At 39.1% G+C, this 24,144-nt stretch carries 23 protein-coding genes; 11 read left to right on the forward strand and 12 right to left on the reverse strand.

Features of this window, described 5'->3' with window-relative positions; translation table 11 throughout:
- The 5 genes from E3E26_RS03635 (at position 1) to E3E26_RS03655 (ending at position 3,875) form a co-directional block, all read left to right on the forward strand.
- On the forward strand, positions 1-189 hold the full coding sequence (locus E3E26_RS03635; protein ID WP_012572811.1) for a hypothetical protein: 189 nt from the start codon (positions 1-3) through the stop codon (positions 187-189).
- Complete coding sequence (locus E3E26_RS03640; RefSeq protein ID WP_167899930.1) at positions 177-647, forward strand: type II toxin-antitoxin system VapC family toxin; 471 nt, start codon at positions 177-179, stop codon at positions 645-647. The genes E3E26_RS03635 and E3E26_RS03640 overlap by 13 nt, the downstream gene beginning before the upstream one ends.
- Complete coding sequence (rfbD, locus tag E3E26_RS03645; RefSeq protein ID WP_167899931.1) at positions 644-1,507, forward strand: dTDP-4-dehydrorhamnose reductase; 864 nt, start codon at positions 644-646, stop codon at positions 1,505-1,507. Before E3E26_RS03640 ends, rfbD begins: the two co-directional genes overlap by 4 nt.
- 239 nt (positions 1,508-1,746) lie before the next feature.
- Entirely contained in the window at positions 1,747-3,138 is a 1,392-nt protein-coding gene (locus E3E26_RS03650) for an ATP-binding protein (protein WP_240911631.1), read from the forward strand.
- A gap of 215 nt (positions 3,139-3,353) precedes the next feature.
- On the forward strand, positions 3,354-3,875 hold the full coding sequence (locus tag E3E26_RS03655; RefSeq protein ID WP_240911632.1) for a helix-turn-helix domain-containing protein: 522 nt from the start codon (positions 3,354-3,356) through the stop codon (positions 3,873-3,875).
- 143 nt (positions 3,876-4,018) lie between these two features.
- On the opposite strand, the gene E3E26_RS03660 is transcribed toward E3E26_RS03655, so the two are convergent.
- Positions 4,019-4,507: a hypothetical protein gene (locus E3E26_RS03660; protein ID WP_167899932.1), complete on the reverse strand. Its 489-nt coding sequence runs from the start codon at positions 4,505-4,507 to the stop codon at positions 4,019-4,021.
- Positions 4,508-4,712: 205 nt separating this feature from the next.
- Here E3E26_RS03660 and E3E26_RS03665 point away from each other — a divergent pair, with 205 nt between their 5' ends.
- The 4 genes from E3E26_RS03665 to E3E26_RS03680 all read left to right on the forward strand — a co-directional run bounded on the left by E3E26_RS03665 (position 4,713) and on the right by E3E26_RS03680 (position 9,695).
- The gene (locus E3E26_RS03665; RefSeq protein ID WP_167899933.1) at positions 4,713-4,970 is read left to right on the forward strand and encodes a DeoR family transcriptional regulator; all 258 of its coding nucleotides are present in this window, start codon (positions 4,713-4,715) and stop codon (positions 4,968-4,970) included.
- A 122-nt stretch (positions 4,971-5,092) separates the two neighbouring features.
- Positions 5,093-6,610 (forward strand): ATP-binding protein, encoded by a 1,518-nt coding sequence (locus E3E26_RS03670; RefSeq protein ID WP_167899934.1) that lies wholly within the window; start codon positions 5,093-5,095, stop codon positions 6,608-6,610.
- 165 nt (positions 6,611-6,775) lie between these two features.
- Positions 6,776-8,305, forward strand: a complete 1,530-nt coding sequence (locus E3E26_RS03675; RefSeq protein ID WP_167899935.1) for a flippase — start codon at positions 6,776-6,778, stop codon at positions 8,303-8,305.
- 22 nt (positions 8,306-8,327) lie between these two features.
- On the forward strand, positions 8,328-9,695 hold the full coding sequence (locus E3E26_RS03680) for a sulfatase (protein ID WP_206204311.1): 1,368 nt from the start codon (positions 8,328-8,330) through the stop codon (positions 9,693-9,695).
- Here the strand turns inward: E3E26_RS03680 and E3E26_RS03685 are convergent.
- Genes E3E26_RS03685 through E3E26_RS03715 form a run of 7 tightly spaced genes read right to left on the reverse strand, consistent with a single transcriptional unit; the run spans position 9,692 to position 16,167 of the window.
- Positions 9,692-11,254 (reverse strand): alkaline phosphatase family protein, encoded by a 1,563-nt coding sequence (locus E3E26_RS03685; protein ID WP_167899937.1) that lies wholly within the window; start codon positions 11,252-11,254, stop codon positions 9,692-9,694. The genes E3E26_RS03680 and E3E26_RS03685 overlap by 4 nt on opposite strands.
- A gap of 3 nt (positions 11,255-11,257) precedes the next feature.
- The gene (locus E3E26_RS03690) at positions 11,258-12,211 is read right to left on the reverse strand and encodes a glycosyltransferase (RefSeq protein ID WP_167899938.1); all 954 of its coding nucleotides are present in this window, start codon (positions 12,209-12,211) and stop codon (positions 11,258-11,260) included.
- Positions 12,195-13,292 (reverse strand): DegT/DnrJ/EryC1/StrS aminotransferase family protein, encoded by a 1,098-nt coding sequence (locus E3E26_RS03695; RefSeq protein WP_167899939.1) that lies wholly within the window; start codon positions 13,290-13,292, stop codon positions 12,195-12,197. Before E3E26_RS03695 ends, E3E26_RS03690 begins: the two co-directional genes overlap by 17 nt.
- The gene (locus E3E26_RS03700) at positions 13,289-13,966 is read right to left on the reverse strand and encodes an HAD family hydrolase (protein ID WP_167899940.1); all 678 of its coding nucleotides are present in this window, start codon (positions 13,964-13,966) and stop codon (positions 13,289-13,291) included. Before E3E26_RS03700 ends, E3E26_RS03695 begins: the two co-directional genes overlap by 4 nt.
- Positions 13,963-14,694: a bifunctional 2-polyprenyl-6-hydroxyphenol methylase/3-demethylubiquinol 3-O-methyltransferase UbiG gene (locus E3E26_RS03705; RefSeq protein ID WP_167899941.1), complete on the reverse strand. Its 732-nt coding sequence runs from the start codon at positions 14,692-14,694 to the stop codon at positions 13,963-13,965. The genes E3E26_RS03700 and E3E26_RS03705 overlap by 4 nt, the downstream gene beginning before the upstream one ends.
- Positions 14,684-15,667 carry an ATP-grasp domain-containing protein gene (locus tag E3E26_RS03710; RefSeq protein ID WP_167899942.1) on the reverse strand — a complete coding sequence of 328 codons (984 nt, stop codon included), beginning with the start codon at positions 15,665-15,667 and terminating at the stop codon, positions 14,684-14,686. Before E3E26_RS03710 ends, E3E26_RS03705 begins: the two co-directional genes overlap by 11 nt.
- Before the next feature lie 20 nt (positions 15,668-15,687).
- On the reverse strand, positions 15,688-16,167 hold the full coding sequence (locus E3E26_RS03715) for an FdtA/QdtA family cupin domain-containing protein (RefSeq protein ID WP_167899943.1): 480 nt from the start codon (positions 16,165-16,167) through the stop codon (positions 15,688-15,690).
- 56 nt (positions 16,168-16,223) lie between these two features.
- Between E3E26_RS03715 and E3E26_RS03720 the strand changes: the two genes are divergently transcribed.
- Entirely contained in the window at positions 16,224-17,234 is a 1,011-nt protein-coding gene (locus E3E26_RS03720; protein ID WP_167899944.1) for a glycosyltransferase family 2 protein, read from the forward strand.
- Here the strand turns inward: E3E26_RS03720 and E3E26_RS03725 are convergent.
- Entirely contained in the window at positions 17,231-18,937 is a 1,707-nt protein-coding gene (locus E3E26_RS03725; RefSeq protein ID WP_167899945.1) for a hypothetical protein, read from the reverse strand. The genes E3E26_RS03720 and E3E26_RS03725 overlap by 4 nt on opposite strands.
- Before the next feature lie 264 nt (positions 18,938-19,201).
- On the opposite strand from E3E26_RS03725, the gene E3E26_RS03730 reads away from it, so the two are divergent.
- Positions 19,202-20,365, forward strand: coding sequence for a glycosyltransferase family 1 protein (locus E3E26_RS03730; RefSeq protein ID WP_167899946.1), 1,164 nt, complete (start codon positions 19,202-19,204; stop codon positions 20,363-20,365).
- A 3-nt stretch (positions 20,366-20,368) separates the two neighbouring features.
- On the opposite strand, the gene E3E26_RS03735 is transcribed toward E3E26_RS03730, so the two are convergent.
- From E3E26_RS03735 to E3E26_RS03745, 3 genes are read right to left on the reverse strand one after another with little or no spacing between them, the layout of a single operon-like run.
- The gene (locus tag E3E26_RS03735) at positions 20,369-21,568 is read right to left on the reverse strand and encodes a glycosyltransferase (RefSeq protein ID WP_167899947.1); all 1,200 of its coding nucleotides are present in this window, start codon (positions 21,566-21,568) and stop codon (positions 20,369-20,371) included.
- A complete protein-coding gene (locus E3E26_RS03740; protein ID WP_240911633.1) occupies positions 21,568-22,971 on the reverse strand; it encodes a sulfatase in 1,404 nt (467 codons plus the stop codon). The genes E3E26_RS03735 and E3E26_RS03740 overlap by 1 nt, the downstream gene beginning before the upstream one ends.
- Positions 22,968-24,140 carry a DUF1972 domain-containing protein gene (locus E3E26_RS03745; protein WP_167899948.1) on the reverse strand — a complete coding sequence of 391 codons (1,173 nt, stop codon included), beginning with the start codon at positions 24,138-24,140 and terminating at the stop codon, positions 22,968-22,970. The genes E3E26_RS03740 and E3E26_RS03745 overlap by 4 nt, the downstream gene beginning before the upstream one ends.
- Between the last annotated feature and the right edge of the window lie 4 nt (positions 24,141-24,144).

The raw sequence follows: 24,144 nt of genomic DNA on the forward strand, positions 1-24,144 counted from the left end.
ATGGGAAAAATCGCCATTGAGCTTAACATCCCTGACGAGATACTGAAGACGATTGACCTCAAGCGGCTGAAACGAATCGTTGAGCGGGAGGTTATTATAGAGTACAGTGTCCAGAAACTTCACGGAAAGTTCAAGGACATGGATCTTAAAAAACTCCTCAGAGAGGTCGAAGAGGAATGGGCCATCTAACGGCCTTCGTGGACACCAACGTAATAATTGAGCACCTAGGAGGCAATATTGACCTCCTCGACTTAAGGGAGAGGTTTGACGTCCTGTATTCTAACAGCATAGTGTTCAGTGAGGCGCTTATGGTGTACCTAAGGGCATTAACTGGCGAACGCCCGTATACACTCAAACACAACCCCGATATTATCAGGAACCTGAGGGAGGAGCTCCTGGACTTCTCAAGGCTTTTTGAACTTTTTCTTAATCTGGAAATAAACAGGACTGTTGAAACCCTTGCCGTTGAGTACATGATAAAATACGGCCTGCTGCCGAATGATGCACTCATTCTCGCAACCTGTAAGTTTTACGACGTCAAATATCTAATTTCGTTTGACAGCGATTTTGCCAATGCCTGTGAGAATGAAGGGATATCTCTTCTCAGTGATCCAGAGGAGATAACTAGGCTTGGTGATGTCCCGTGAGGGTGGCGATAATCGGGGCCAACGGCCAGCTTGGAACCGACCTGGTGGAGGTCTTTGGGGAAGACCCGTCTTTTGAGGTCATCCCGCTGACCCACAAAGACTTAGACGTTACAGTTCCCGAGACCCTGAAGGTGCTGAAAGAGCTGAAGCCCGACGTCATCATCAATACCGCCGCCTACGTGAGGGTCGACGATGCGGAGCTCTATCCGGAGAAAGCTTTTGCGGTGAACGCGATAGGGGCATTGAACGTTGCCAGAGTTGCCAGTGAGATTGATGCAATCAACGTCTACATCAGCACGGACTACGTCTTTGACGGCGAGAAGGGAGAACCATACACTGAGGACGACGTTCCGAACCCGATAAACGTCTACGGAGCGAGCAAGTACGCCGGCGAGATTTTCACGAGGAATTATTCGACGAAGTATTACATCATCAGGGTTGCAAGCCTTTATGGGAAGGCGGGGGCGAGTGGAAAGGGCGGAAATTTCGTCAACTGGGTCATTGAGAAGGCAAAGCGCGGGGAGGAGCTGAGGATAGTTGACGACCAGTTCATGAGTCCGACATACACGATGGACGTCGCTAGGACTCTGAGGGAGTTTCTGGAGATTGGGCCCGAGTGGGGCGTTTACCACATGGTCAACGAGGGATACTGCTCGTGGTATGAGTTCACCAGAGCGATATTTGAGATCCTGGGCTGGGACGTTGAAGTGAAGCCTATAAAATCGAGCGAGCTTAACAGACTGGCGAGGAGGCCGAGGTTCTCTGCGCTGAAGAACGCGAGGCTTCATGGACTTGGCCTGAGGATGCCGGGCTGGAGGGAAGGGCTGAAGGAGTATCTGGGAGAGAAGGGGTATCTCTAAACGTCTCTGAACAAAGGGGCTCCGCCCCTTAGACCCCGTTTTATCCTCTTTTATCTCGGCGCTTACGCGCCGCACGTATTATATGATGCAAAAATGAAGCAAGAATGATGCAAAAGATGCAAAAAAGGTGAACCCTATGAGCGAGGCAGGTCAGGCTTTACATTTTTCTTTGAAAGCCTCGCCCTTCAGGCAAGGAGGAGGTCAGGTTGCTAAAACCAAAATATTTAAATATTCGAGTCATGATTATTATAATCATGATTCGAAAATTTGTAAATAGGAAGAGAGAGCTCGAAGTCCTAGAGAGGGCGTGGAGGGGAGGCTTTCGACTTTTTGTGGTCTACGGGAGAAGAAGGGTGGGAAAGACTGCCCTTTTGAGGAAATTCTTGGAGAACAAAAGGGGCATATATTTTCTCTGCTCCCAGAGGGGATATGAGAAAGACCTCGAGAGATTTTCTCACGAGATAAGTTCTTTTATTGGTGCTCCGGTAAGATTCGAAAGCTTTAGGGATGCATTTAAGTTCCTAAGAGGGCAGGGGAAGCTTTTGGTGATTCTTGATGAGTTCCCTTACTTAATAGAGGCAGACAAGGGTGTTACATCCGAGTTTCAGGAGGTAGTGGATATAGTGCTTGAGGGTTCAGAGATCACCATTATCCTCTGCGGTTCGAGCGTTGGAATGATGGAGCGTGAGGTTCTCAGCTACAAGAGCCCCCTCTATGGGCGGGCAAGTGGGGTTCTGAAGGTCAAACCATTCCGCTTCTTCGATATGGTCGAATGGTTTGGAAAGGACTTTGAGGGGCTTTTAAGACTCTATGGGGTCACGTGGGGGATTCCTAAATACATGGAATTCTTCAAAACGGGGAGCGATGATGAGATTATCAACAACTTCTTTGACCCGAGTGCATTTCTTTTCAACGAGGCGAGGCTTCTCCTCATGGAGGAACTGAGGAATCCAACCAGATACATGCAGATCATCGAGGCCATAGCCATGGGAAAAACCCGGCTTAACGAGATCGCTCAGTACGTTGGGATGGAGGCCAAAGACCTGTCTGCATATCTCAGGGTGCTCTCAAATCTTGGAATTGTGAGTCGTGAGGTTCCAATAACAGAGAGGAAAGCCAAGAGGGGGATTTATGTTATAGAAGATGAATACTTCCGTTTTTACCACCGCTTCGTCAGTCCGCACTATGAGGATATAGAGTCGCTCAACCCCGAGCCGGCAGTTCAGGACTTCCTGAGGAACTTTAACACCTACCTTGGAAAGACCTTCGAAAAAGCAGCCAAAGAGTTTCTAATAGAACTTAACAAGCATGGGGGGCTGCCGTTTAAGTTTACGAAGATCGGAAAGTGGTGGCATAAAAATGAGGAAATTGATCTCGTTGCACTGGACAAAAGGGAAAATAAGGCTTTGCTGGTGGAGGTAAAGTGGAAGGAGTTGAGAGAGAAAGAGGCGAGGGGAGTTTTAAAAGATTTAGAGCGTAAAAGTGGGCTTGTTGGGTTAGAAAACTGGCAGAAGTATTACGGGTTGATAGCGAAGGGCATTGAAAGTAAGGAAGCCATCACAGGTGAGGGCTGGCTCCTGTGGGATCTGGAGGACTTCGAGAATTTGAATTTCAAGATAAGAAAACTCTGAACAGGCCCATTTCGAAGGCTAAAGACTCATCGTGAGTCAAATGAGTCAAAAGGTGAACCCCGTGAGCGAGGCAACTTAATATCAATTAATTTTTGGGTAAAGGGGCTTCGCCCCTTAGACCCCGTTTTATCCTCTTTATCTCGGCGCTTCGCGCCGCACCTCCAGAACCAAAAAGCTATTAATTTCCCAAATCGTTTTTTACATCTGGTGGTTAAATGGATGTTAAAGACCTGATTAAGAATGGAGAGAGTGAAACTATTGAGTTTAAGAGGGAGCTAAATGATTCCCTGTATAAGACGCTGTCGGCATTTGCTAATACTGCTGGAGGAATTCTGCTCCTCGGTGTTAGCAATGATGGTAAAGTTTTTGGTTTTTCTGGAGACTTGGACAGCTTAGCCAGATCAATAAGGCACAACCTTGGAATAAACCCATCCATAAAAGTTGAAGATATTGATGGAAAGAAAATCGTCATCATTGAAGTTCCCCAATCCCCTGTTCCAGTCTCTTTTAGAGGGAGGTACTACAGAAGAGTCGGTGCCCAGACCGTTGAGATGGGCTGGGAGGATCTGCAGAGGTTTTTCCTTAAAAAATCCGGAACTACGTGGGACTCCCTGCCATCTCCTTCAACTCTGGAAGATCTGGATGAGGAAACTATCAGAAAGTTTGTTCATATGGCTAAGAATAGGCTACCATACATCAGTGAAAACGAGGACATAACATCTATCTTCGATAAGTGAGTGCAAACTTTATAAAGGATTGGTGCATATATACTGTTGAGCCCGTGAGAATGATCGGGCTCGGGCCCTTTGAGTGGTGGCCTCGGCAGACCCTCATGAAGCCGGGGATGCACCGTGAGAAGGGCTCATAATTGATGTCTCTTTTATAATATTCCTTTTCTGCGGAGCTCCTTTTTGAAAGCTGTTAAATTTGGAGTTTTCTCGTAAATCTCACGACTAATATATGCAATGTTGTCAGTTAGAAGAACAATGTGACGGAATTCTCTTCTTTTCTTGGCAATGCTTTCTTTAAAAACGTTCTTTCTGTCTTGATATCCTCGAAGTTTCTTTGATAACACTACATCGTCAATTATTAAGACCCTAGCATTATTTTCAAATTTGCTCATTTGATTGTAGAGATCATCAAAATAGGGAGTTATCCATACGTATTCTAAGAGCGGTTTAATAGGGGCAAACCTTTGTGGAAATTTTGAAATGTAGCTTCTTTTTTCTTGCTTTCTAAGCTCAGCTATATGTTTAAGCCAACTGGTCTTCTCTCTAAGCTCCTTTAGATTATCATAATTAACCACAACCAAGGCATAGATTGTCCTTTTTTCTCTGCTTCTATCAACTGAGACTACTAATGTTTTCATTCCCTCACCAGCCACTTGGGTTTCTTTTCCTGTGGAATTAGTGCGATGATCTCTTTGGGTTCCTTTGGAGTGAGGGGATAAACTTCTTCTCTAAATTCAATCTTGGATGGGATGTAAACTACTTTCTGCGTCTGTATTACAGATTCTGACCTTCTTTTTCTACTTTTTGGATAAGTTGAAGACCTGAGTTCAAAGAGGGGTTTTTGTGGTTCTTTTGAGGAAGGATATTTATACAGAGGATTACCTGAGAAAGCTGGGTTTAAATGACAGGCAGATTAGAGCTGTGCTCTATGTGAAGGAAAAGGGGAAGATTGGCAATAAGGAGTATCAGAAGCTGTTTGGAGTGTCGGAAGCTACCGCCACCAGAGATTTAAAAGAACTTGTTAAAAGGAGAATATTTGAAAAAATCGGAGCAACTGGGAGGGGCACTTATTACAAATTAAAGCCCTCAAAGCCATCATAATGCCATCACAAAGCCATCATAATTACGGGTGAAACCCATGAGCGAGGCGAGTCAGGATAACCAAAAATGTATTAAATTCTAATGCATTACAGTTTTATGCATAAATCTGTAAGGGTGATATCATGTTTGTTGACAGAAGGGTGGAACTGAAGGTGTTACACTCTGCCTATGGGTCACTAAAGAGTGGAGAGAAGGTTAATGTTGCTATTATCGGGCCGAGGAGAATTGGAAAAACTGAACTTCTTCTCAAATTCAGAGAGGAAGCCAAGGGAGTTGTTCCATACTTAAACTTACAGCGGATTGGAAGCTTAGACTCATTTATCTTTGCATACACGAGGGAGCTTCTATATGAAATTGCTAATACACTGGGAATGAAGATTGAAAGGAGTGAGCTCTTAACCTGGGATGACCTGCTAATCCTGTCAGCAAAGCTTGACGTTGATAGGGAAGTTAGAGCAATCAAGGATGGGAACCTCGAAACTCTCTTTGAAATTCAGGAGTCAATTCTGGAGAAAACAGGACAAAATGCTGTTTTCATTCTCGATGAATTCCAAGAAGTTCTTAATTTCAAGGGATTCTTGGAAGTAATGCGTGCTGTTACGGAAAAGCAGAGGAACATTGCATACTTCATTTCTGGCTCTGCCGTTAGAATGATGGAAGAAATACTGGCACCGGAGAATCCCTTCTTTGGCCAGTTCAGGCGGATTTACCTGAAGGGTTTACCGAAAGAAGATGCAGTAGAGCTTGCAAAAACAACCCTGGAAAGGGCAGGGATTGAAGCTTCCCGATCAGCACTTGAACTAATTTATAAGCTCACCCAGGGTCATCCGTTTTATGTTCTGGCTGTGTGCAGGCGTTTAATTGAGGAGGGCTTTGAAAAGATCAGGCGGAAAGATGTTCACTATGCCTTTCTCACTGAACTATTGACAGAGAAAGGGGACATCTATATGCACCTTGAATATGTTTTCAATGAGTCCCTCTCAAGGGCCTACAGAGGACCCGTCCACAAGCAGATTCTTCTCATCTTAGCTCAGGAAGAGGGATTGAGGCTTTCGGAGATTGCCAGACGTTTGGGCAAGCCCAGTGGTGAGGTATCAAACTATTTGAAGTTCCTTTTGAGGACGGATTTGATTGTAAGGCAGAATGAAAAGTATTACTTTGCCGACAAGCTCATGCGTTTCTGGCTTGCAAAGACCTACCTTGGCATCACCGAGCTGGAGCTCAGGCGGGAGAAGTATTTGGAAGAGCTGATTAAGGAGCTGGAGGAGAAGTATCTCAGGGTGAAGAGGGAGCTTGGACTTGCAAGAGAATCCGTGGTCAGGGAGAAGATGAGGGAAGTTTTCGGCATTGATTTCAAGCCCTATCGGAGGGGTGATGTTGAGTTTGATGGTGTTGCCTTTGGTGACAGGATTTACGTGCTCGAGGTTAAGTGGAGGAATAAGCCGGCAACTTACAGGGATGTGGAAGAGTTCGTGAGGAAAGCAAAAGAAGAGTTTGGATCTGCGGTCATGTTCTTCTTCTCGGAATCAGGCTTTACTGAAAAAGCAAAGGAACTGTGTAAGGAAGAAGGTGTTAAAATGCTAATACCCGCGGATCTGGAGTGTAGCGCTGAAGACGTTAGGTTCCGAAGAAGTCGATGAAAACAACAGCCCGAATTTGAGTGGTCTTCACACCCGGGGGAAGATAAGGGGGGAGGAGGTCAGTTATAGCACTTCTGTGAGAATTTTCCTGAGCCCGGGATAACCTTAAGAATCTAAACTCACTCAATAAATTTAGTTTTAGCTACACCGGTTCAGGTGAAACCCATGAGCGAAGCAAGCCAGGCACTGCAAAGGATTGCCAGGGGGACAGGAATAATCTTCACAGGAACCGTGATCTCGATGTTCTTTGGATTTTTAAGCAGGGCGGTGATAGCGAGGTACTTTTCCACTGCAGAGTATGGAGTGTTTAATCTAGCTCTGACTGTTTTGAACATAGCTCTTGTAATAGCTACCCTTGGATTTCAGAATGCTCTTCCTAGGGAAGTTGCCTTTTATAAAGAGAGGGAACCTTCAAGAGTTAGGGATTTAATTTCAACGGCTTTGGTGATTGTTGCTGTGAACAGTTTAATCTGGACGGTAATCCTGTTCTTAGAAGCGGGGAATATTTCTCAAGTTTTCAAAGATGCAAGGCTGGTTCATGCTCTGAGGATAATAGTTTTTGCCCTGCCTTTTTGGGCGTTAATCGTTGTGATGATCTCGATCTCAAGGGGCCTTGGAAGGGTTAGGGAGCAGGTGTATTTTCAGAACATAGTTTATCCAACGGTGTTTTTGGTTCTCATTGTGGTTGGGGCATTTTTGAAGTTCTCGTTTACTTTTGTCTTTGTTGCTTATGTTGTTGGGTGGAGCTTGACATTTTTGGCTCTGGCATTTAACGTGTGGAAAATCGAGCTCCTTAAGTTCAGACCCCAGCTAAATTTGGAGATTGGAAAAAAGCTGACTCTCTTCTCTATCCCATTAATGTTTTCAGGCATTCTGAACTTTCTAATGACGTGGACGGATACGCTGATGTTGGGGTATTATAAATCTTCTGAAGTCGTTGGAATTTACAATGCCGCCGCTCCTTTAGCAAGACTTATTCCCATCTTTTTAGCCTCAACTTCGGTTTTATATGTCCCGATAGCATCAAGACTCTATGCTCAGGAGAAGCTTAAGGAGCTGGGCAGAACTTATCAAATATTAACGAAATGGACATTTCTACTGACTCTTCCCTTGTTCAGTATGATGTTTCTATTCCCTGAAGCTGTGATTTACTTCCTTTTTGGAGCAAAATATGTTTCAGCGGCTCCAGCGCTTCAGATTTTGGCTTTGGGTTTTATGTTTCACACATTTTTAGGATTGAATGGGTTGAGCTTAGTTGTTATTGGGCAACCAAAGCTCAACATGATTGGAGATACGTTTGCAGTTATTTCCAACGTCTTGCTAAATGTTCTTTTAATACCAGAGTACGGGATAGTAGGAGCAGCCATTGCAACGGCTGTTTCCTATTTTGTCGCCAATGTGTTTAGATCACTCTGGCTTTATCAAAGGACTAAAATCCATCCTTTCAGCTGGAACTACGTGAAGCCTTTGGTAATCAGTTTTGTTCTATTGGGACTAATTCAGAGCTTGCACCTGAGAGTGCCAAGCATATGGTATGCGATTCCTGTCCTTGCAGTGTTTTTGGGAGTTTACTTCTTCTTGGTTTTGCTTAGTAGAAGTGTTGATAAAGAGGACGTTGAGCTGTTTTTGGCGATAGAGAAGAAGTTGGGAGTTGATTTAAAGATAATAAAGAAAATTTTAAGGAGGTTTGTTTAGAGGTTAAAATTAAGGAGGTGCTATGGTGTTTAAGCCAATAATAAATGCTGCAAAAAACATTGTAAATAAGAATAAGATGCTTAAAAGTATTGCATTTAAATTTTACGGACTACATGAGGAAAGAAAAGCCAAGAAGGAGTTCTACTCGAGGATTAAAAGCATTAATATAAATAAATATGTTGACACTTCAAATAAGCCTGACTTAAATGTGATTGTTTTAACAATAGACTGTCTTAGGTATTCTAACTTATCATTTACTGGATATCAAAGAGAAACAACGCCTTTTTTAGATTCTTTGAAGGTAAAGTTTAGAGCAATTTCCGCTGCACCGTGGACGTATCCTTCGGTTCCATCAATTTTAACGGGATTGTATCCACATAATCATAACGCCTACATACACAGCAAAGTCAGGCATCTTAATTATCTTAAATATTTCAAACCAATTAGGAAGAGTGTATTAACTTTGCCTGAAATATTCTTCGCTTTGGATTATGATGTTTACTTTGAAACAACGATTGGACTTGCAAGATTTCCTTTAAAGGGGAGAATTATTCCCAAAATTTATCCAGAAGACGCTCCTGCCGAAAAACCGCTTAACGATTTAAAGAAGTGGATAACAAAGAGAAGAAAGCCCTTCTTTGCATATGTTCATTTGGGGGATTTACATGAACCTTTCGCTCCACCCAAAGAATTTAAAAGCTATTTCGGGAAGGTGGAAGAAAAACCAGAGGATAAAGAGGGATATAGGGAAAACAGAATCCTTCTCTACGATAACATACTCAGGTACGTTGATTATGCAATAGAGCAGTTTTATGTATTTCTTGAAGATTCTGGCTTGTTAGACTCTACAATTCTTGTGATTACAGCGGATCATGGCGAAGAGTTTTGGGAACATGCAGAACTTGAAGCAAAGTACTTTTATGACCCAAGGGGACACTCGGGTGGGCATGGTCATAATGTTTTTAATGAGATTATTGAGGTGCCGATTTTGTTTGATGGTGCCCTTAAGAAAAAAGGGTATTATACCGAAAACAGGGTCAGTTCCGTTGATATTATGCCTACGATTTTAGATTTGTTGGGTGTTTCTCATAGTCTAACTTTTGATGGGCAAAACTTGTTTGAGGTTAAAAACAAGAAAAGGCCTTTGCTTTCTGAGGCTACGGGTTATGGGTATGAGAAGAAGGCTTTGATCTTGGGGAGGTATAAGCTTCTTTATGCTCCGGATGATGGTGTTCAGTGGCTCTTTGACCTTAAAAAAGATCCTTTTGAACAGCATCCTATCAAAGATGAGGAAGTTACATCAATATTTGTGGATAAGTTGAATAAGATGCTTAAAGAAGATGAAAAAAGGAGATTAAAGGAGATAATTAAACTGAAAATCTCCGCTTAGATTTTACTTTTGAGTTTTAGGTTTTTGATTGCTTTTTTGAGTTTTTCGTCTTCTTGTTTTTTCTCGTAGTAGCTTGGATCAACGTATTTTGGCTTTCTTTTAGCAAACTCTGAATTTTCTTCAAAAATTTCCATTAACACTCTTCCATCCATATCGTTCGGAAGTGGTAAGCCAAATATATGGAGGATTGTAGGGGCGATGTCGTAGATTTTAGCATTGACTCTTTGACCTTTCTTAATTCCCGGGCCATAAGCTAAGAAAATACCAAACAACTCATGAAATGAAGCCGGCTTATAAGGTTCGACTAATTTATCAACAGAAACCGCCGCATCAACAAAAAATCCATTTGTTAGAAAGAGAATGTCAGGTGCAAAATCAACGAATGGTCCTGAATAAATTTCTTCTCTTGTGAAAACTCGTTTGAATACTTTCTTGCCATTAAATTCCAGCTTGTTTAGAAGGTTTATCAATTCATTCCTAATCCTTTCTCTCTCATGTGTATCATTTACGTTTAAATATATACTCCACGATTCAGAAGTAGGGACAAAAGCCCTTGAATTTTTAAAATCTACAGATTCGACAAGTCCTATCTGTTTGCTCTTGAATAACAGCCTATAGATTTTGCGCGAAATTGGTTTTAGGATAGGATGGGTTGCTAGTTTAAGAAGGATTTTAGGGGGTTTGATATAGCTTATTTTCTTTTTTGTTCCAGATTCCGATATTCTCTTAGAGAGCGTCTCATCTTGAGATACATCTTTTATTACAGTCTTTAGGTACCCTCTATCTTTCAACAGTTTATTCAGATGAATTACATATGGATAATGACCAAATCCATGATCGGACATTATGATTAGGATGTCGTTCTCTTGAAGATTACCCAGAACCCATCTAAGAAATTCGTCAGAAATCCTAAAAACAGCTTTTACTTGTTCTTTTAGATATCCATTCCCTTTTAAGTCCTTCCAAAAATGATGAGAGACACTGTCTGTCTCACCTATCCATACAAAGTAAAAATCCCACTCCTCATTAAGAAATAGAGTTTGAGCAAGTTTTATTCTGTTCTTTAATGTCCGAATCAACTCATTTAACAACTCTCTTTTGGGTGTTTTAGTCAGGTCAGGGACAATATCAAGGCCATCAAGATATTGACGTTTTGAACTTGGAAAAGTATCTTGTTGGGGATACAAAAAGTCAGATATCATTATTCCATTAAACTCACTGGTAGGAGGAAATGATAAAGGGAGGCTTATTATTATATTTTTTAGCCCTTTTTTGGATAGAAAGTCATAAAACGGCTTCGCTTTGATATCCTTTGATGTATGGAGCTTCAAGCGACCATTTTCAAGATATACAAAATCAAAAATCCCGTGTTTTCCTGGATTTTTACCAGTAGCAAAAGAAACCCATGCAGGTCCCGTAACTGGTGGGATTGTAGATTCCAGATATCCCCAGCTTCCATTTTCCATGAGCTTCTTAAATGTTGGTAGTTCTCCTTTCTCGGCCCATGGTTTTATTAGCTCCCATGTTGCACCGTCGAGGCCTATTACAACAACACGCATTTGCTACACCTCTTGAAGTATTTTGTTAATCGACAAGTACCATTTTCTAAGAACGTTTCTTATAAAACTGTCTTCTTTGGTGTGCAGTATGACTAGTAGCATGCCCCAATATAATGATGCTGGATATGTCGAGAGGATCTTATACAAATATTGCTTGGCAGCTCTCTTATTTCCCAGTTGAGCATATGCGGAAGCAATTCTATAATATAGCATCGCTCTTAGTTTTCTCGATATTCTGTCTCCATATTGTTCTAGGAAATACTTATTGACCCTTACAGCATCAATGAGCCATCCCTTTTTATCGGATAATATTGTATTTCTTCCATGTATTCTGTATTTGGCAAGGGGATTTTTAATAAAGTGATATTCATACTTCCATGCTAAGTCAACAACAAATTTATAATCATTGAGATATTTTAGACTTTCATCAAATCTTATTTTATCAAGATTTTTTCTTTTTAATATCATACTAGAGCCAAAAATGAAGTTTCCTTTTAATAATTCTTCAAATATCCGTCCACTCTTTTTTCTATTCGTTGCATTATGTCTTTCAGTAAAAGCTTGTCCGGTAGGATTACCATTAGCATCAATGATTTCCCCTTCGCTCCATACCACTAAGTCTTCATTGCGGGCTAAAATTTCCAACTGAACCTCTAATTTATTTGGCACCCAAACATCATCTGATGCTATAAATGCTATGAACTCCCCTTTGGAAGCTCTAAGTCCATCATTTAAAGTTCGAGCTATTCCCATATTCTTTTTGTGAAATATCGGCTTTATTCTTGAATCAATCTCAGCAAATTTTTGTATAATTTCCTGAGAATTATCAGACGAGCTGTCATCTATGATAATTAATTCAAAATCGTCAAATGTTTGATTTAAAACACTCTGGATAGCCTCTTCAATAAACCTTGAGTGATTATAAGACGGCATGATAACACTAACAGTTGGACGCATTTTTAACCACCATTGCTATCTTCTCAATTTCGGCATCTGTCAAATATGGAAATATTGGAAGTGACAGTATCTCCCGGCTAATTCTCTCCGTAACAGGTAACTTCACTCTAATTCCAAGATCAAGGTAAGCTTTTTGGAGATGAACTGGAACAGGGTAATGTATCTGGGTTTTTATTCCCTTCTCTGTCAAATACTTTTGTAACTTATCCCGTTCTCTATGCCTTATTACGTAAAGATGATAAACATGCTTGGCCCACTCCTTTTCAATGGGTGTAATTACATCAGAATCTTCTAAAAGCTCATTATACAACTTAGCAATCTTTCTCCTTTTCTCATTCCATTCGTCTAAATGTCTTAGCTTTACCCTAAGCACTGCTGCTTGAATTTCATCAAGCCTGCTGTTGACTCCAATGAATTTATGGTAATATTTTTTGGGTGAACCATAATTTCTCATCATTCTTAATTTTTCAGCAAGCTCGTCATCATTTGTAACTACTGCACCGGCATCACCATAAGCCCCAAGGTTTTTAGTAGGGTAAAAGCTAAAACATCCTATATGCCCTATACTACCGACTTTTCTCCCTTTATACTCAGCCCCATGAGCTTGGCTGGCATCCTCTATTACATACAGTTCATACTTCTCTGCTATTTCCATTATGGGGTCCATATCTGCGGGATGGCCATACAAATGAACCGGTATAATTGCTTTTGTTCTTTCTGTAATAGCTTTCTCAATCTGGCTTACATCCATAGTATATGTTTCTGGATCGATATCCACAAAAACAGGCTTAGCACCGTTTCTTGCAATAGCATCCACCGTTGATATAAACGTGTGAGAAACAGTTATAACTTCATCACCTTTGCCAATACCAAGAGCCTTAACGGCTAAGTATAATGCATCAGAACCAGAATTCACACCGATTACGTGCTTTACCCCAATGTACTCAGCAAACTCTTTTTCAAAAGCCTCAAGTTCCTTCCCTAAAATGAACCATCCACTTTCCAATACTCGCTGTATTGCTTGATCTATTTCGTCCTTAATAGCTTGGTATTCTCTCCGCAGGTCAACGAATGGTATCATTTCTTACTCCCCCATCCAAGTTCAGATATTAAAATGTCCTGGAGTTCGGAGACAGTCTCAACGCAATAGTTTGGTTGTAATTTTATTAAAAATTCTTTACTTCTTATGCCCCAAGTTACTGCAACACAGGGGATCTCAAGTTTTTTGCTGGAGGATATGTCCACCTCGCTATCCCCTACGAGTATAAATTTTCCCTTGGCTGAACTCTTAGAGTGTTTTTCGATATAATCCTTCAGCAATGGTGTTTTGTTCTGCATTTTTAGAGGATTTCCCACTAATACTGCCTTGAAATATTTTAATAATCCAAATCGATTAAGCTCCCAAAAAAGATTTCTCTTATTATTTCGTAGAGTTACTAATACGAGATCCGCTTTGGTCTCCAATACTGAGAGGAGGTTTAAAGTTCCCTCAAAAGGTCTGTCATAAACAAGATAAGTCTTGTCTTCTATTCTATTTATCCATTCTTTTGCAAATTCCTTTTGTAGTTCTGAGTTAGATGGTTCTGGCAGGAGTTCTGTAGTTTTCTTTCCCTTTCTCTTTTCTGCCCAAAAAGATTCCTTTGGAAGCACTTTGCGTATTCCATACATGCTTAAGATATCTAGATAAACCTTATAGTGCCGATAGGAAGTATCGAGCAATGTTCCATCCAAATCGAAAAATACTACTTTCCTCATATTTCGCACACCACGTAGATATGTGCGCAGTAATCTGGTAATTCCTTGCCAACTTCATAGAATCCCCTGATGATATTCTCGTTAAGTTGCATCATCATGGAGTTCGGCAATGGCTTCAGAAATATGCCTTCCCAATGTACTATTTTATACCCACACTTTTTGAGCTCTTTAAACAGAGTTTCCCTGTCGTATACTCGTTTATGTCCAAGTAACTTATCTCTCTCACTGAATTCATGGACATCACCGATGATGCCCATATACCAAGCGACTCTCCTGTGTAGTGAATATGCATTCGGGACTACAATGTGCAATCTACCACTGGGTCTGAGCCAGTTTTTGATTGTACATAGGATTTTTTCTGCGTCATCTTTGCTTATGTGTTCTAATCCGGAGAAAAACACTATATCGCTTATATCTTTCTTTTCATATTTGAACTCTTGCCATAATGAATGGTAGAACCTTATATTTGAATAGCTCTTTAGTTTCTCCTTTACGTAATCGATATTTTTTTTAGAGCCTTCAACAACAATAAGCTCTTTGCATACTCTTGCCAACTTTTCTGTCAGAACACCTCTACCACAGCCCATCTCAATAACTTTTTCGCCAATCAAGAATTTACGTAAGGCTTCGAAATCGAATTGTATGAGCCAAAAATCGAAATCGTTTTCTGGGGAACTTGGATCGTATTTTTCGGCAATTTTTTCCAACTTTAGTTTGTCAGTCTCCATAAAAGAACACCTCCTCCCAATATCTACACATTCTTACCTTTTTAAACCTATTTATAGGGTTCAAAGTCTCTCCCATCGCCAATTTAACAGCTAATAATGGTGTATTAACACCTGCTGCTATTGTTAGGGGGAGACCTCCCGAAAATCTTGGGTTAATCTCTATCACTTTTATTTCTTTTTTGTTTTTGATTATTTGAATATTGGCGGGTCCAAATATTTCTAGTTTTTTGACAATTTTTTTAGCAAGAGAGATAAGGCTTTCATCGTATTCTGTCTCTCCTTTGTAGGAAATGCCAGCTCTTGTTTCAATTCGTTTCCTAGGAACAACTGCTATGGCTTTTTTACCATCAGAAAAAACATCAATTGTGTATTCCTGCCCAAAGATTTTTTCTTGGATGATTGGATCCTTGACCCTATTTATAAGAACTATCTCATCTTCGTTATGTATCTCCCATACCCCTCTGCTACTAACTCCCTTTCTGGGTTTTGTAATTACGGGAAAACTTATACCTGCCTTATAAATTTCAGCTAAAATTTCTCTAGGAATGCTGGATTTGACTAATATTGTTTTAGGTGTAGGAATGTTATGCTCTAGAAAAAACTTGTATGTCCTATATTTATCATTACTAATCAAAACAGTTTCATACGGTGAAACTAAGACTGTAGTGTACTTTTCAAGCATTTCCTTGTTTCTTGAGATAACTTCAAGTTCAATATCGACTATCGGAATAACTAAATCTACTGACTCTGACTTGATAATGTCCATTAGTTTTTTAATATATTCCCTTTCCTTACTTGCAGGCGGGACTTTGAAAAACTTATCACAGAACTGAGCCCCAGCAATGGTATGATAATCATTAATATCAGTACCAACAATGAACACTTCATATTCATCTTGTCTCCTTAGTCCCTTAATTACAGATATTGCAGTAGTACTACCCACACCAGTCACTAAAATATTGGTCCGTTTCATGCTTAATCCCTCATTTTTTGCTATTTGAAAGCTCTCACTCTTGATATTTTCTCTGCAACTCTCTTATCAGACTCATCCCAAAATCCCTCCCTTACCATTCTTCTGAATTTCTCATAGTCTCTTATATAGTCTTTCTCATCATAGGGCATTGAAGCTAATACTAAAGCCACTGAATTTGAAGAGAAGTTTACTAATTCTCTCCAAATCCCCGGAGGAATGTACAAACCATAGTGAGGCCGGTTAAGGAAAACACTTCTTCTTTTGTACCCATCGTCGATTATTACTTCGAAGCTACCGCTTAACGCAATTATCACCTGTTCTAGGTTAATGTGAGCATGCCCTCCTCTCGTTGCACCGGTTGGAACATCGTATAAATAATAGACTCTCTTAATTTCAAAAGGCACGTGCCTGTTCTCTTCGATGAATGTTAGATTTCCCCGATAATCTGCGACTACTGGAAAATTAATAATTTTGCATAGATTTATTCTGCCAATTGGCATAAGCGTTCCCCCTAAGTATCTCAAAAGATTTAAGAGAAGCGATGCTTAAAAGGTTGATGGTGATCCCTGTGTTTCCTCGTGTTTCAATTATTATTTTGAATTGGAATGGGTGGCGAGACACTGTAGAGTGCTTGGAGTCGCTTTACAGGATTACTTATCCCAGCTATGACGTTATTTTGGTGGATAATGCTTCCAAGGATGATTCAATAGAGAGAATTAAGGAGTATGTGGAAGGTAAAATTGAGGTTAACTCAAAGTTCTTCAATTACAGCCCTTATAATAAACCGATTAAAGTTTTTGAAATAAGTGAGGACGAAGCAAGGCAAGGGAAATTCAACAAACCTCTCTATGAAAAATATGATGTCAACAGGAGATTAATTCTAATTAGGAACAAAGGCAATTATGGTTTTGCTGGTGGAAACAATGTGGGGATAAAATTTGCTTTGAGTGTGTTAAATCCAGAGTATGTTTTGCTTTTGAATAATGATACTATTGTGGATAAGAGATTTTTAGATGAATTAGTTAAAGTTGCCGAAAGTGATGAGAAACTTGGGATTGTCGGGCCAAAGATTTATTATTATGATTATTATGGGAGAAATGACATTATATGGTCCTCTGGCGGAAGTATACATTGGTGGTTGGTGTGGGTATATTCATCTAATAAAACAGGAGTTCGAGATTCTGAAGAAGATCTTCTACCAGAAGATGTTGAATGGATCTCAGGTGCAGCTTTGATGATGAATACAAAGTATTTTAGGTGGCTAAATCCCAATTACTTTTTTGGAAATGAGGATGTTGAACTTGGCATAAATGCTCGGCAAAAAGGACTAAGAGTTGTTTATGTTCCTAAATCTAAAGTCTGGCATAAAGTTGGTGTTTCACGAAAAAAAGCCAAAGTTAGTGTTAAAGTATTCGAAGGGTATTTTAAGTTTATTAAGGCAAACTTTCCTCTATTGATATATATTTACCAGATTTTAATTAATACTCTGCTTATACCTCTCCGGGCTATGAGGAACAAAGATTTAGCCATGTTTTATTATCTTCTCAGCAAATTTAGAATAAATTAAACAACGGCAATAGTGTTCCCCGTAGTATATATAGTGTTTTTAAATGCAATGATTCTTGCAAGAACCCTTTTAGTTTCTGCACCAAAAGGCAAGTATGCTCGTTGAGAATACCCTTTACCCAAGACAAAGTATCTCTCTTGGATCAAATTCATTCGCATTAAGACTAAACAGTCACCGTTTCTGATGATATCATCAAAAGTCTTGAGATTACAAATAGGGTCTTTTCTAAAGCTCTCATTAAGCATTCCTACTTTAATCGAACTAAAATGTTGAAAATCAATATCGGTAGCTATTGGAAGTGAAGATCTTGTTATTGCAAACTTTGCCGTTAAAATTTCTGAATCATACCATCCTGTCCTTATTGTGTACTCTTTAACAATTGGGTTATCATCATTTGAGATCGACGCAGTAAACATTAGCCACATAATCACAAAAGCTGAGAACATAACTAAGGATCGTTTTATCAACCTAAACCTCTTTGATTGCCATACTCGTGAAATTAAATAGCCCGTATATACACTACCTAGGACCTCTCCATAGTACCACAATCTCTCATTAATCCCCAAGAAAGTGGGTATAAATGGGGCGACTATACCAGTAACAATAAAGAATGCGGAAACTATCGCAAGTTTAATTACTTTGAAGTTATGTCTATTCCTACCAGTTAATATTGCTAGAATACCGATACTACCGGTTCCAAACAGTAGTAGCATACCTAGCCTAGCAAGTATAACATAAACAAAAGGAACTGTAAGATTTTGTACGTACTGTTGTACGCCCTCATCTCCCGCAACAAAGAACCACCGAATCCTCATAATAGCTCCTTCAAAATAAAAACCTGATACAAATGCCCACACAAATATAGCGATAACAAAGAACACCAGCGTCCAACAAAGATTTTCGCGAACCGACTCTTTATCTTTATTGATAACAAAGTCTAAAATTATCAAAAGTATTAGTTGAGTTAATGCAAATGCATAACTAATAGTATGAGTGAAAACGAGTCCCAGAATCAGTATCACTACTAAGAACTTACCTTTAAGATGCGCTATCAATTTTTCTTGCTGTATAAACAGATATAGGAGCAAAAGCGTGAGTCCTATGCCAACTGTATTAGGTACGATATTCTTTCCCGTCATACATAGGACAACATCAGAGACCGCCACAAACAGCATAGCCAAAAAAGCAATATTTTCCTTAAACAGTGACCTTGTCAGAAGGTATATTATAAAAAACTCTAGCAGTAAGGTTCCGGTCCCTGCTACCAGATATGAGGCCCACTTATACGTCATTCCAGATATTAGCATATAGGTGGCAATTAAAATATGAAAATTTGGTATCTTCACATAAGGACTTGGAATCTCATTAAAGGAGGGAATATGCCCTGTACGTATTATTGTTTCCGTTAATATCCAATGCCCCCAAGGATCCCTGCCTGTGACTGTTTGGTATAACAACTGCTGAGTAATGTTGAATGAGACAGATAAGAGAAATATCTCAGAGAAAAGTACGAGTTTACAAAATTTGGGCATGCTCTTTGGAGACATAAGTACTTGGATTAAGGTAATGATGCCCATGATAGAGAGAATAATGAAATATATTTCTGGGCGAACATAGGGTTTTGTTCTGTTCCAGGATATTAGCCAAGAGATAGAAAAGAGCAAAAAGTAAAATATAACAAGTAGAAGCACTTTATTTTTCATCCAGTCCCCTCCCATATAATTCTAATATTCTCTTTGCAACTCTTTCCCAAGTAAACTGCTCTGCGTATTTCCTTATCTTCTCTCCATTCTATTTCTTGTCGAGAGCTATTAAAATTTTTTCTGTTGCACTTTAGATTGGTAATTGAGCTGGGAATACACGCTTCTGAGAGGGTACTTCAAGTCCTCTTATGTTTAAATTCCTGTTTTAGTTGGCAACTTTTATAAGTGAAATGTTATCTACAGTTTCTTGGGATTCTTATGCGAGTGGGGGTAGCAATAAACCCAATGGGTGTGAGCATTGCAAATTATACGAATAATTTAATTTCTGAATTAGTCAAGATAACCAATGATGATTTTGAGATATTTCTTATCGATTTCTTTACGGGAAAGATAATTGAAGATATCTCTCCAGAGGATAATTTAGTGCCGATTATGAAACAGGTCAACATGTTATCTTTTTCTAAGATACTTATGAGGCAAACAATTTATAGTGGAAAACTCCAATCAAAGATTATCGAGAAGAAAATAGACGTTGTCCATGTGCCCTTCCTTGGTAGGCCCGCTCCGCCTATTCCCCTTGCATTCTCCAAAGTTAAGGTTGTTGTTACAAACCATGGTATGGCAAATCTAGCGTTGCCAAAGTCTTACTTTTATAGAAAAAATGATTTAGCTAGGAAAATGTTTGATTTTACTCAGGTATTACAATGGCATCTAATTAAAGATAGACTTGCTACAATTATCACTGTTTCACATAGCGAAAAATATAATATTGCTAAAAATCTTAACATATCTCTTGATAAAATCAGAGTCATCTATCATGGAGTGTCTGATGAATTTAGACCAATAAGCGATAAAAGAGAGCTAGAAGAAACTTTCAAAAAGTATGGGGTTAATCAACCCTATATCTTTCACCTAAGTGCATATCAACCAAAGAAAAATCTCGTGGGAGTTTTGAAGGCATTTGCCGTTGCTAAGAAAAAATATAGAATCCCAGATAGATTAGTAATTGGGGGTAAACAACCTACCATTATTAAAGATATAACAAAATCGCTAAATATTCAAGATGATGTTATTTTTACAGGATTTATTGCAAATAAAGACTTACCAAAATTATATAGCGGGGCAAAATTCTTTATTTTTCCATCATTTCATGAAAGTTTTGGACTTCCAATTTTAGAGGCCATGGCATCTGGGACTCCGGTAATAACGTCTAATGTGTTCTCCCTAAGAGAATTAGGCGAGGGTGTGGCATTATTAGTTAATCCATATAACCTAAACGAAATAGCTGAAGCTATGTATACCCTCTCTGTAGATAATGTACTCCGAAGAAAACTTAGGAATAAAGGCCTTAAGAAAGCACAAGAGTTCTCATGGGAAGTTACTGCTAAAAAGCATTTAAAAGTTTACCAAGAAGCATTGGCATCTTGACAATTATTGTTGGTCTTTTAAGACCTCTTTGTACACCTTGAGGGTCTCTCTTGCTATTCTATCCCATGTAAATCTCTGTGCATATTCGTGTATCTTTTCTCTGTCCCAATCGAGGTCTAGAGCTTTCATAATTTTCTCTGCGAGATCTTCTGGATTTCCTGGATCAACAAGAAGCCCATATTCATTGGAGGTTATTATTTCAGGAACACCCCCTACTTTGGTTCCTACAAATGGCACCCCACAACCTAGTGCCTCGAACATAACAGTTGGATTTCCTTCACTTAAACTTGGTAGTACAAATATGTCCGCTGAATTCATCCATAATGGTACTTCCTGATGGGGAACTTTGCCAGCAAGAAAGACATATTCTTGTAAGTTTAAATTTTTAATTAATTTCTTTAATTCTTTTTTCAACTGACCATCCCCTACCAATATACAAAGAACATCCTGTCTTTCTTTGATTACGTATTTCATAGCATTTACTAAAATATGTTGCCCTTTTATTTTTGCTAGATTACCTACGCATACTATTATTTTTTTATTGATTGGTAGTCCTAGTGCCTCTCTTGCATGTTTCTGGGGAAGAGGATAGAACATTGTGGGATTGAACCCATTGGGAATTACAGTAATTGGCGGAGTTTTATGGCATATTTTCTTAATATATTTCGCTGTGTTATTGCTAGATGCAATAATATGATCTGGTTTGGAAAGGATGTATTTCATTATCTTTAGCCAGAACCCTCCTCTCTGAGCGACATAATAAAAACCCAGACCGTGTATTGTCACTATTTTGGGAATGTTAAAATATTCTCCAATATTTATCGCGGCATATCCAGATGGCCATCTAAATTGTCCATGAACAATATCAAAGTTTGTGTTTTCTTTTTTTAAATAATCAATGAATTTTTTTGTTACAAGATTCCCAAGTCTTTTATTCCTACCATCTGGGATTAAATAATACATTGGCACTACCTGAATTTTGACATTTTGGGGAGTATTATTTGTGTCAATTAGATTCTCTTTTGTAAATAGCCGTACCCAGTCAATATATCCCCCCACAGGTATAACTTTTGATAGTTCAACAAGGGGATTATAATGAACAAGCACAACAATTTCTTCTATGTATTTTGATAATGCTTCTACCCAGTGTTTTATGTAAAATCTATAAAATGGAGCAATAACCAAAAGGCGTCCTATGTCCATTATTGAACACCCCAGTACAATAATTTAGGAGATGTTAGTTTCTCTAAGTTTTTCATGAATATCTCCGAAAGTTCCTCATCTACAATCGGCTTCTGCTCCTTTGGATCGTTTTTAAGATTAAATATCCAAGCAACGCCATCGTCTTTAGAATAAATAAATTTGAGCTTTCTAAAAATCAATGCCTTCTTCTCATGCCCATGTATTGTGTTTTCAGTAAGGATCATTCTCCTTTTGGATGCATTGAATATGCTTGTTCCATCAAACAGAATACTATGTTGAATATCGAGTAGCTCTAACAATGTTGGCACAATGTCTACACCGCTAACTAGCCTGTCCTTTTCTTCCCTTCTAGGAACACCCGGACCTGTCATTATTAGTGGAACCTGAATAAGCTCATTGAACACACTATGACCATGTCCTATCCCTGCGTAGCCGCGTATGTCGTAGAAATATTTAGCCTCTACCTCTGCGTGATCCCAAAACTCTTCGCCATGATCTGCTGTGATTATTAGGATTGTATTATCTGTTAATCCTTGATCTTCAAGAAATGCATAGAATTGTTCTAATGTGTAATCTACATATCTTAAAGTGTTATCATACAGTAAAATCTTGTTTTCCTTGAACTCTTCAAATTCTCTTCCTTTTTGATTTTCGGGCTTTTGGAAATCTCCCCAGTATTCAATTTTATATAGCTTTTTGACTTTACCAAAATAATTGTAGAACTTCTGAGGTGGTGTAATTGGTTCGTGTAAGTCTTTCAAATGAATGTGTGCAAAAAAGTTGTCTTTCTGTTTTCCTATCCAGTCTTTTAGGTCATTTAAAATGACCTCTGCATCTGTTAAAGAATTAAGCTTTTGTTCGTGAAACCTTCTTCTCACAGAAAGCATTGCAAGATCAATTCCAGAATTAAAGTAAGTTGCATACCCAAATAGTGCCAAGATTTCGCTCAATGTTAAGATGTTACCTTTTAATGGCTTTAACTTGGATAAATCAAACTTTCTATCATATCCATCTAGAATTGCTCCGTGATTGTGGGGGTAAAACCCCGTAAGGAGAGATGCAACAGCAGGATAAGTCCATGGGGAAGTCGCAATTAGCGATGCCTTATATCCTTTAAGCGAATCTAAAAATGGTGTGGTTTCCCTTTGATAGCCATTGTAAGATAAATGAGTATTTCTAAGGCAATCAATTGTTACTAAAATAATATTTTTGTCTGGCTTACTTGATATGTCTAAAAACTTCTCTGCAGAGGGTTTTATTTTTCTGATTCTCTTTTTAAAATACTCTTTATCCTTTGGTGCATTTTTCTCAAACTTAACTTTATCATAAAATTTGCGAATCATTTTGTACAGTCTTATGTTTCTCTTAATTGTCTTATCAATTATTGATTCCATGAATGTCATCCCTGTCTCCTCCTAATCAAAAATTTAAACAGTCTCTCATACTCCTTCGCAACCTTCTCCCAGTTATATTGCCTCTTTATTCTTCTAATCTGCGTCTTCTTTATAAGCCTTAAGTCGAACCCTCCCCTTTCGAGCATTTCCATTTTGTTAGCTAAATCTTCGGCATCTTTAAAGTATATTCCTCCCTCTTGCAGAACTTCTTTGTTAAACGGCACATCATAAGCCAATATTGGTCTCTTAAACAGCATCTGCTCAAGTAGAGAGGGATTTGTTCCTCCAACTTCATAAGCGTGAATGTAAGCAAAGCAGTTTTTCCTCAAAACTCCGAGGACTTCTTTATCATAGATTGGATTTAGCAGAATTATGTTCTCATCGTCCTCCTTCAATTTGAAAAGGTACTTTGTATAGGGATCCTTTTTATTGAAGTTCCCTACGATAACAAGCTTCTTGGTAGAGTTCGCTTTCTTGAATCCTTCAATTTCTAAGTGAATATTGTTCTCGGCAACTATACGGGCAACTGTCAGGTAATATTCTCTAGGTTTAAGTCCAAATTTATCAAGGATTTCCATTTCCTCTTTTTTTGAGAACTTTGGCGGAAGAAGTTCCCTTGCACCATAGGCAATGTAAACTACATTCTCTACCTTATGCGTCCTTTCTAAGTGATCCTTTATCCCACCAGAATCTGCAATGGTAATTTCGGGCAATTTACAGGATAAGTACTCCATTAGATACATGTAAACCATCGTGGTGAGATACAACGGGATCATGTAAAACGGAATATAGTGGCTTCTCTTTATTAAACGCTTCCACTCGATTCCATCTGGATTTATAACGACTTTTTTCTTGAATAACTTGGCAATAATTGCTGATAATGCTCCATCTGGAGCTACGTAGTACACAACGTCGATATCCTTAGAATGTCTAAGAAGAAGGTATGTCGTGGCGATCACATCGTTCACAGAGGGTATGGTCACACTTTTCCCCTGAATTGATGGAACGTGCACTCTGATTATGCCATTATACCCATCCTCAAAGAATCTATTCGATTCAGACGTGACGTATATTTGAAACCCTTTTTCCATTAGTCTCTTGGAGATCTCTTCAACAAAAGTCTCATTTCCCCCATATTTGGCGGGAATCCCCCTGGAACCTATGAATGCGATTCTCATATTG

The sequence above is a fragment of the Thermococcus sp. LS1 genome, assembly GCF_012027395.1.
GTDB lineage: Archaea > Methanobacteriota_B > Thermococci > Thermococcales > Thermococcaceae > Thermococcus.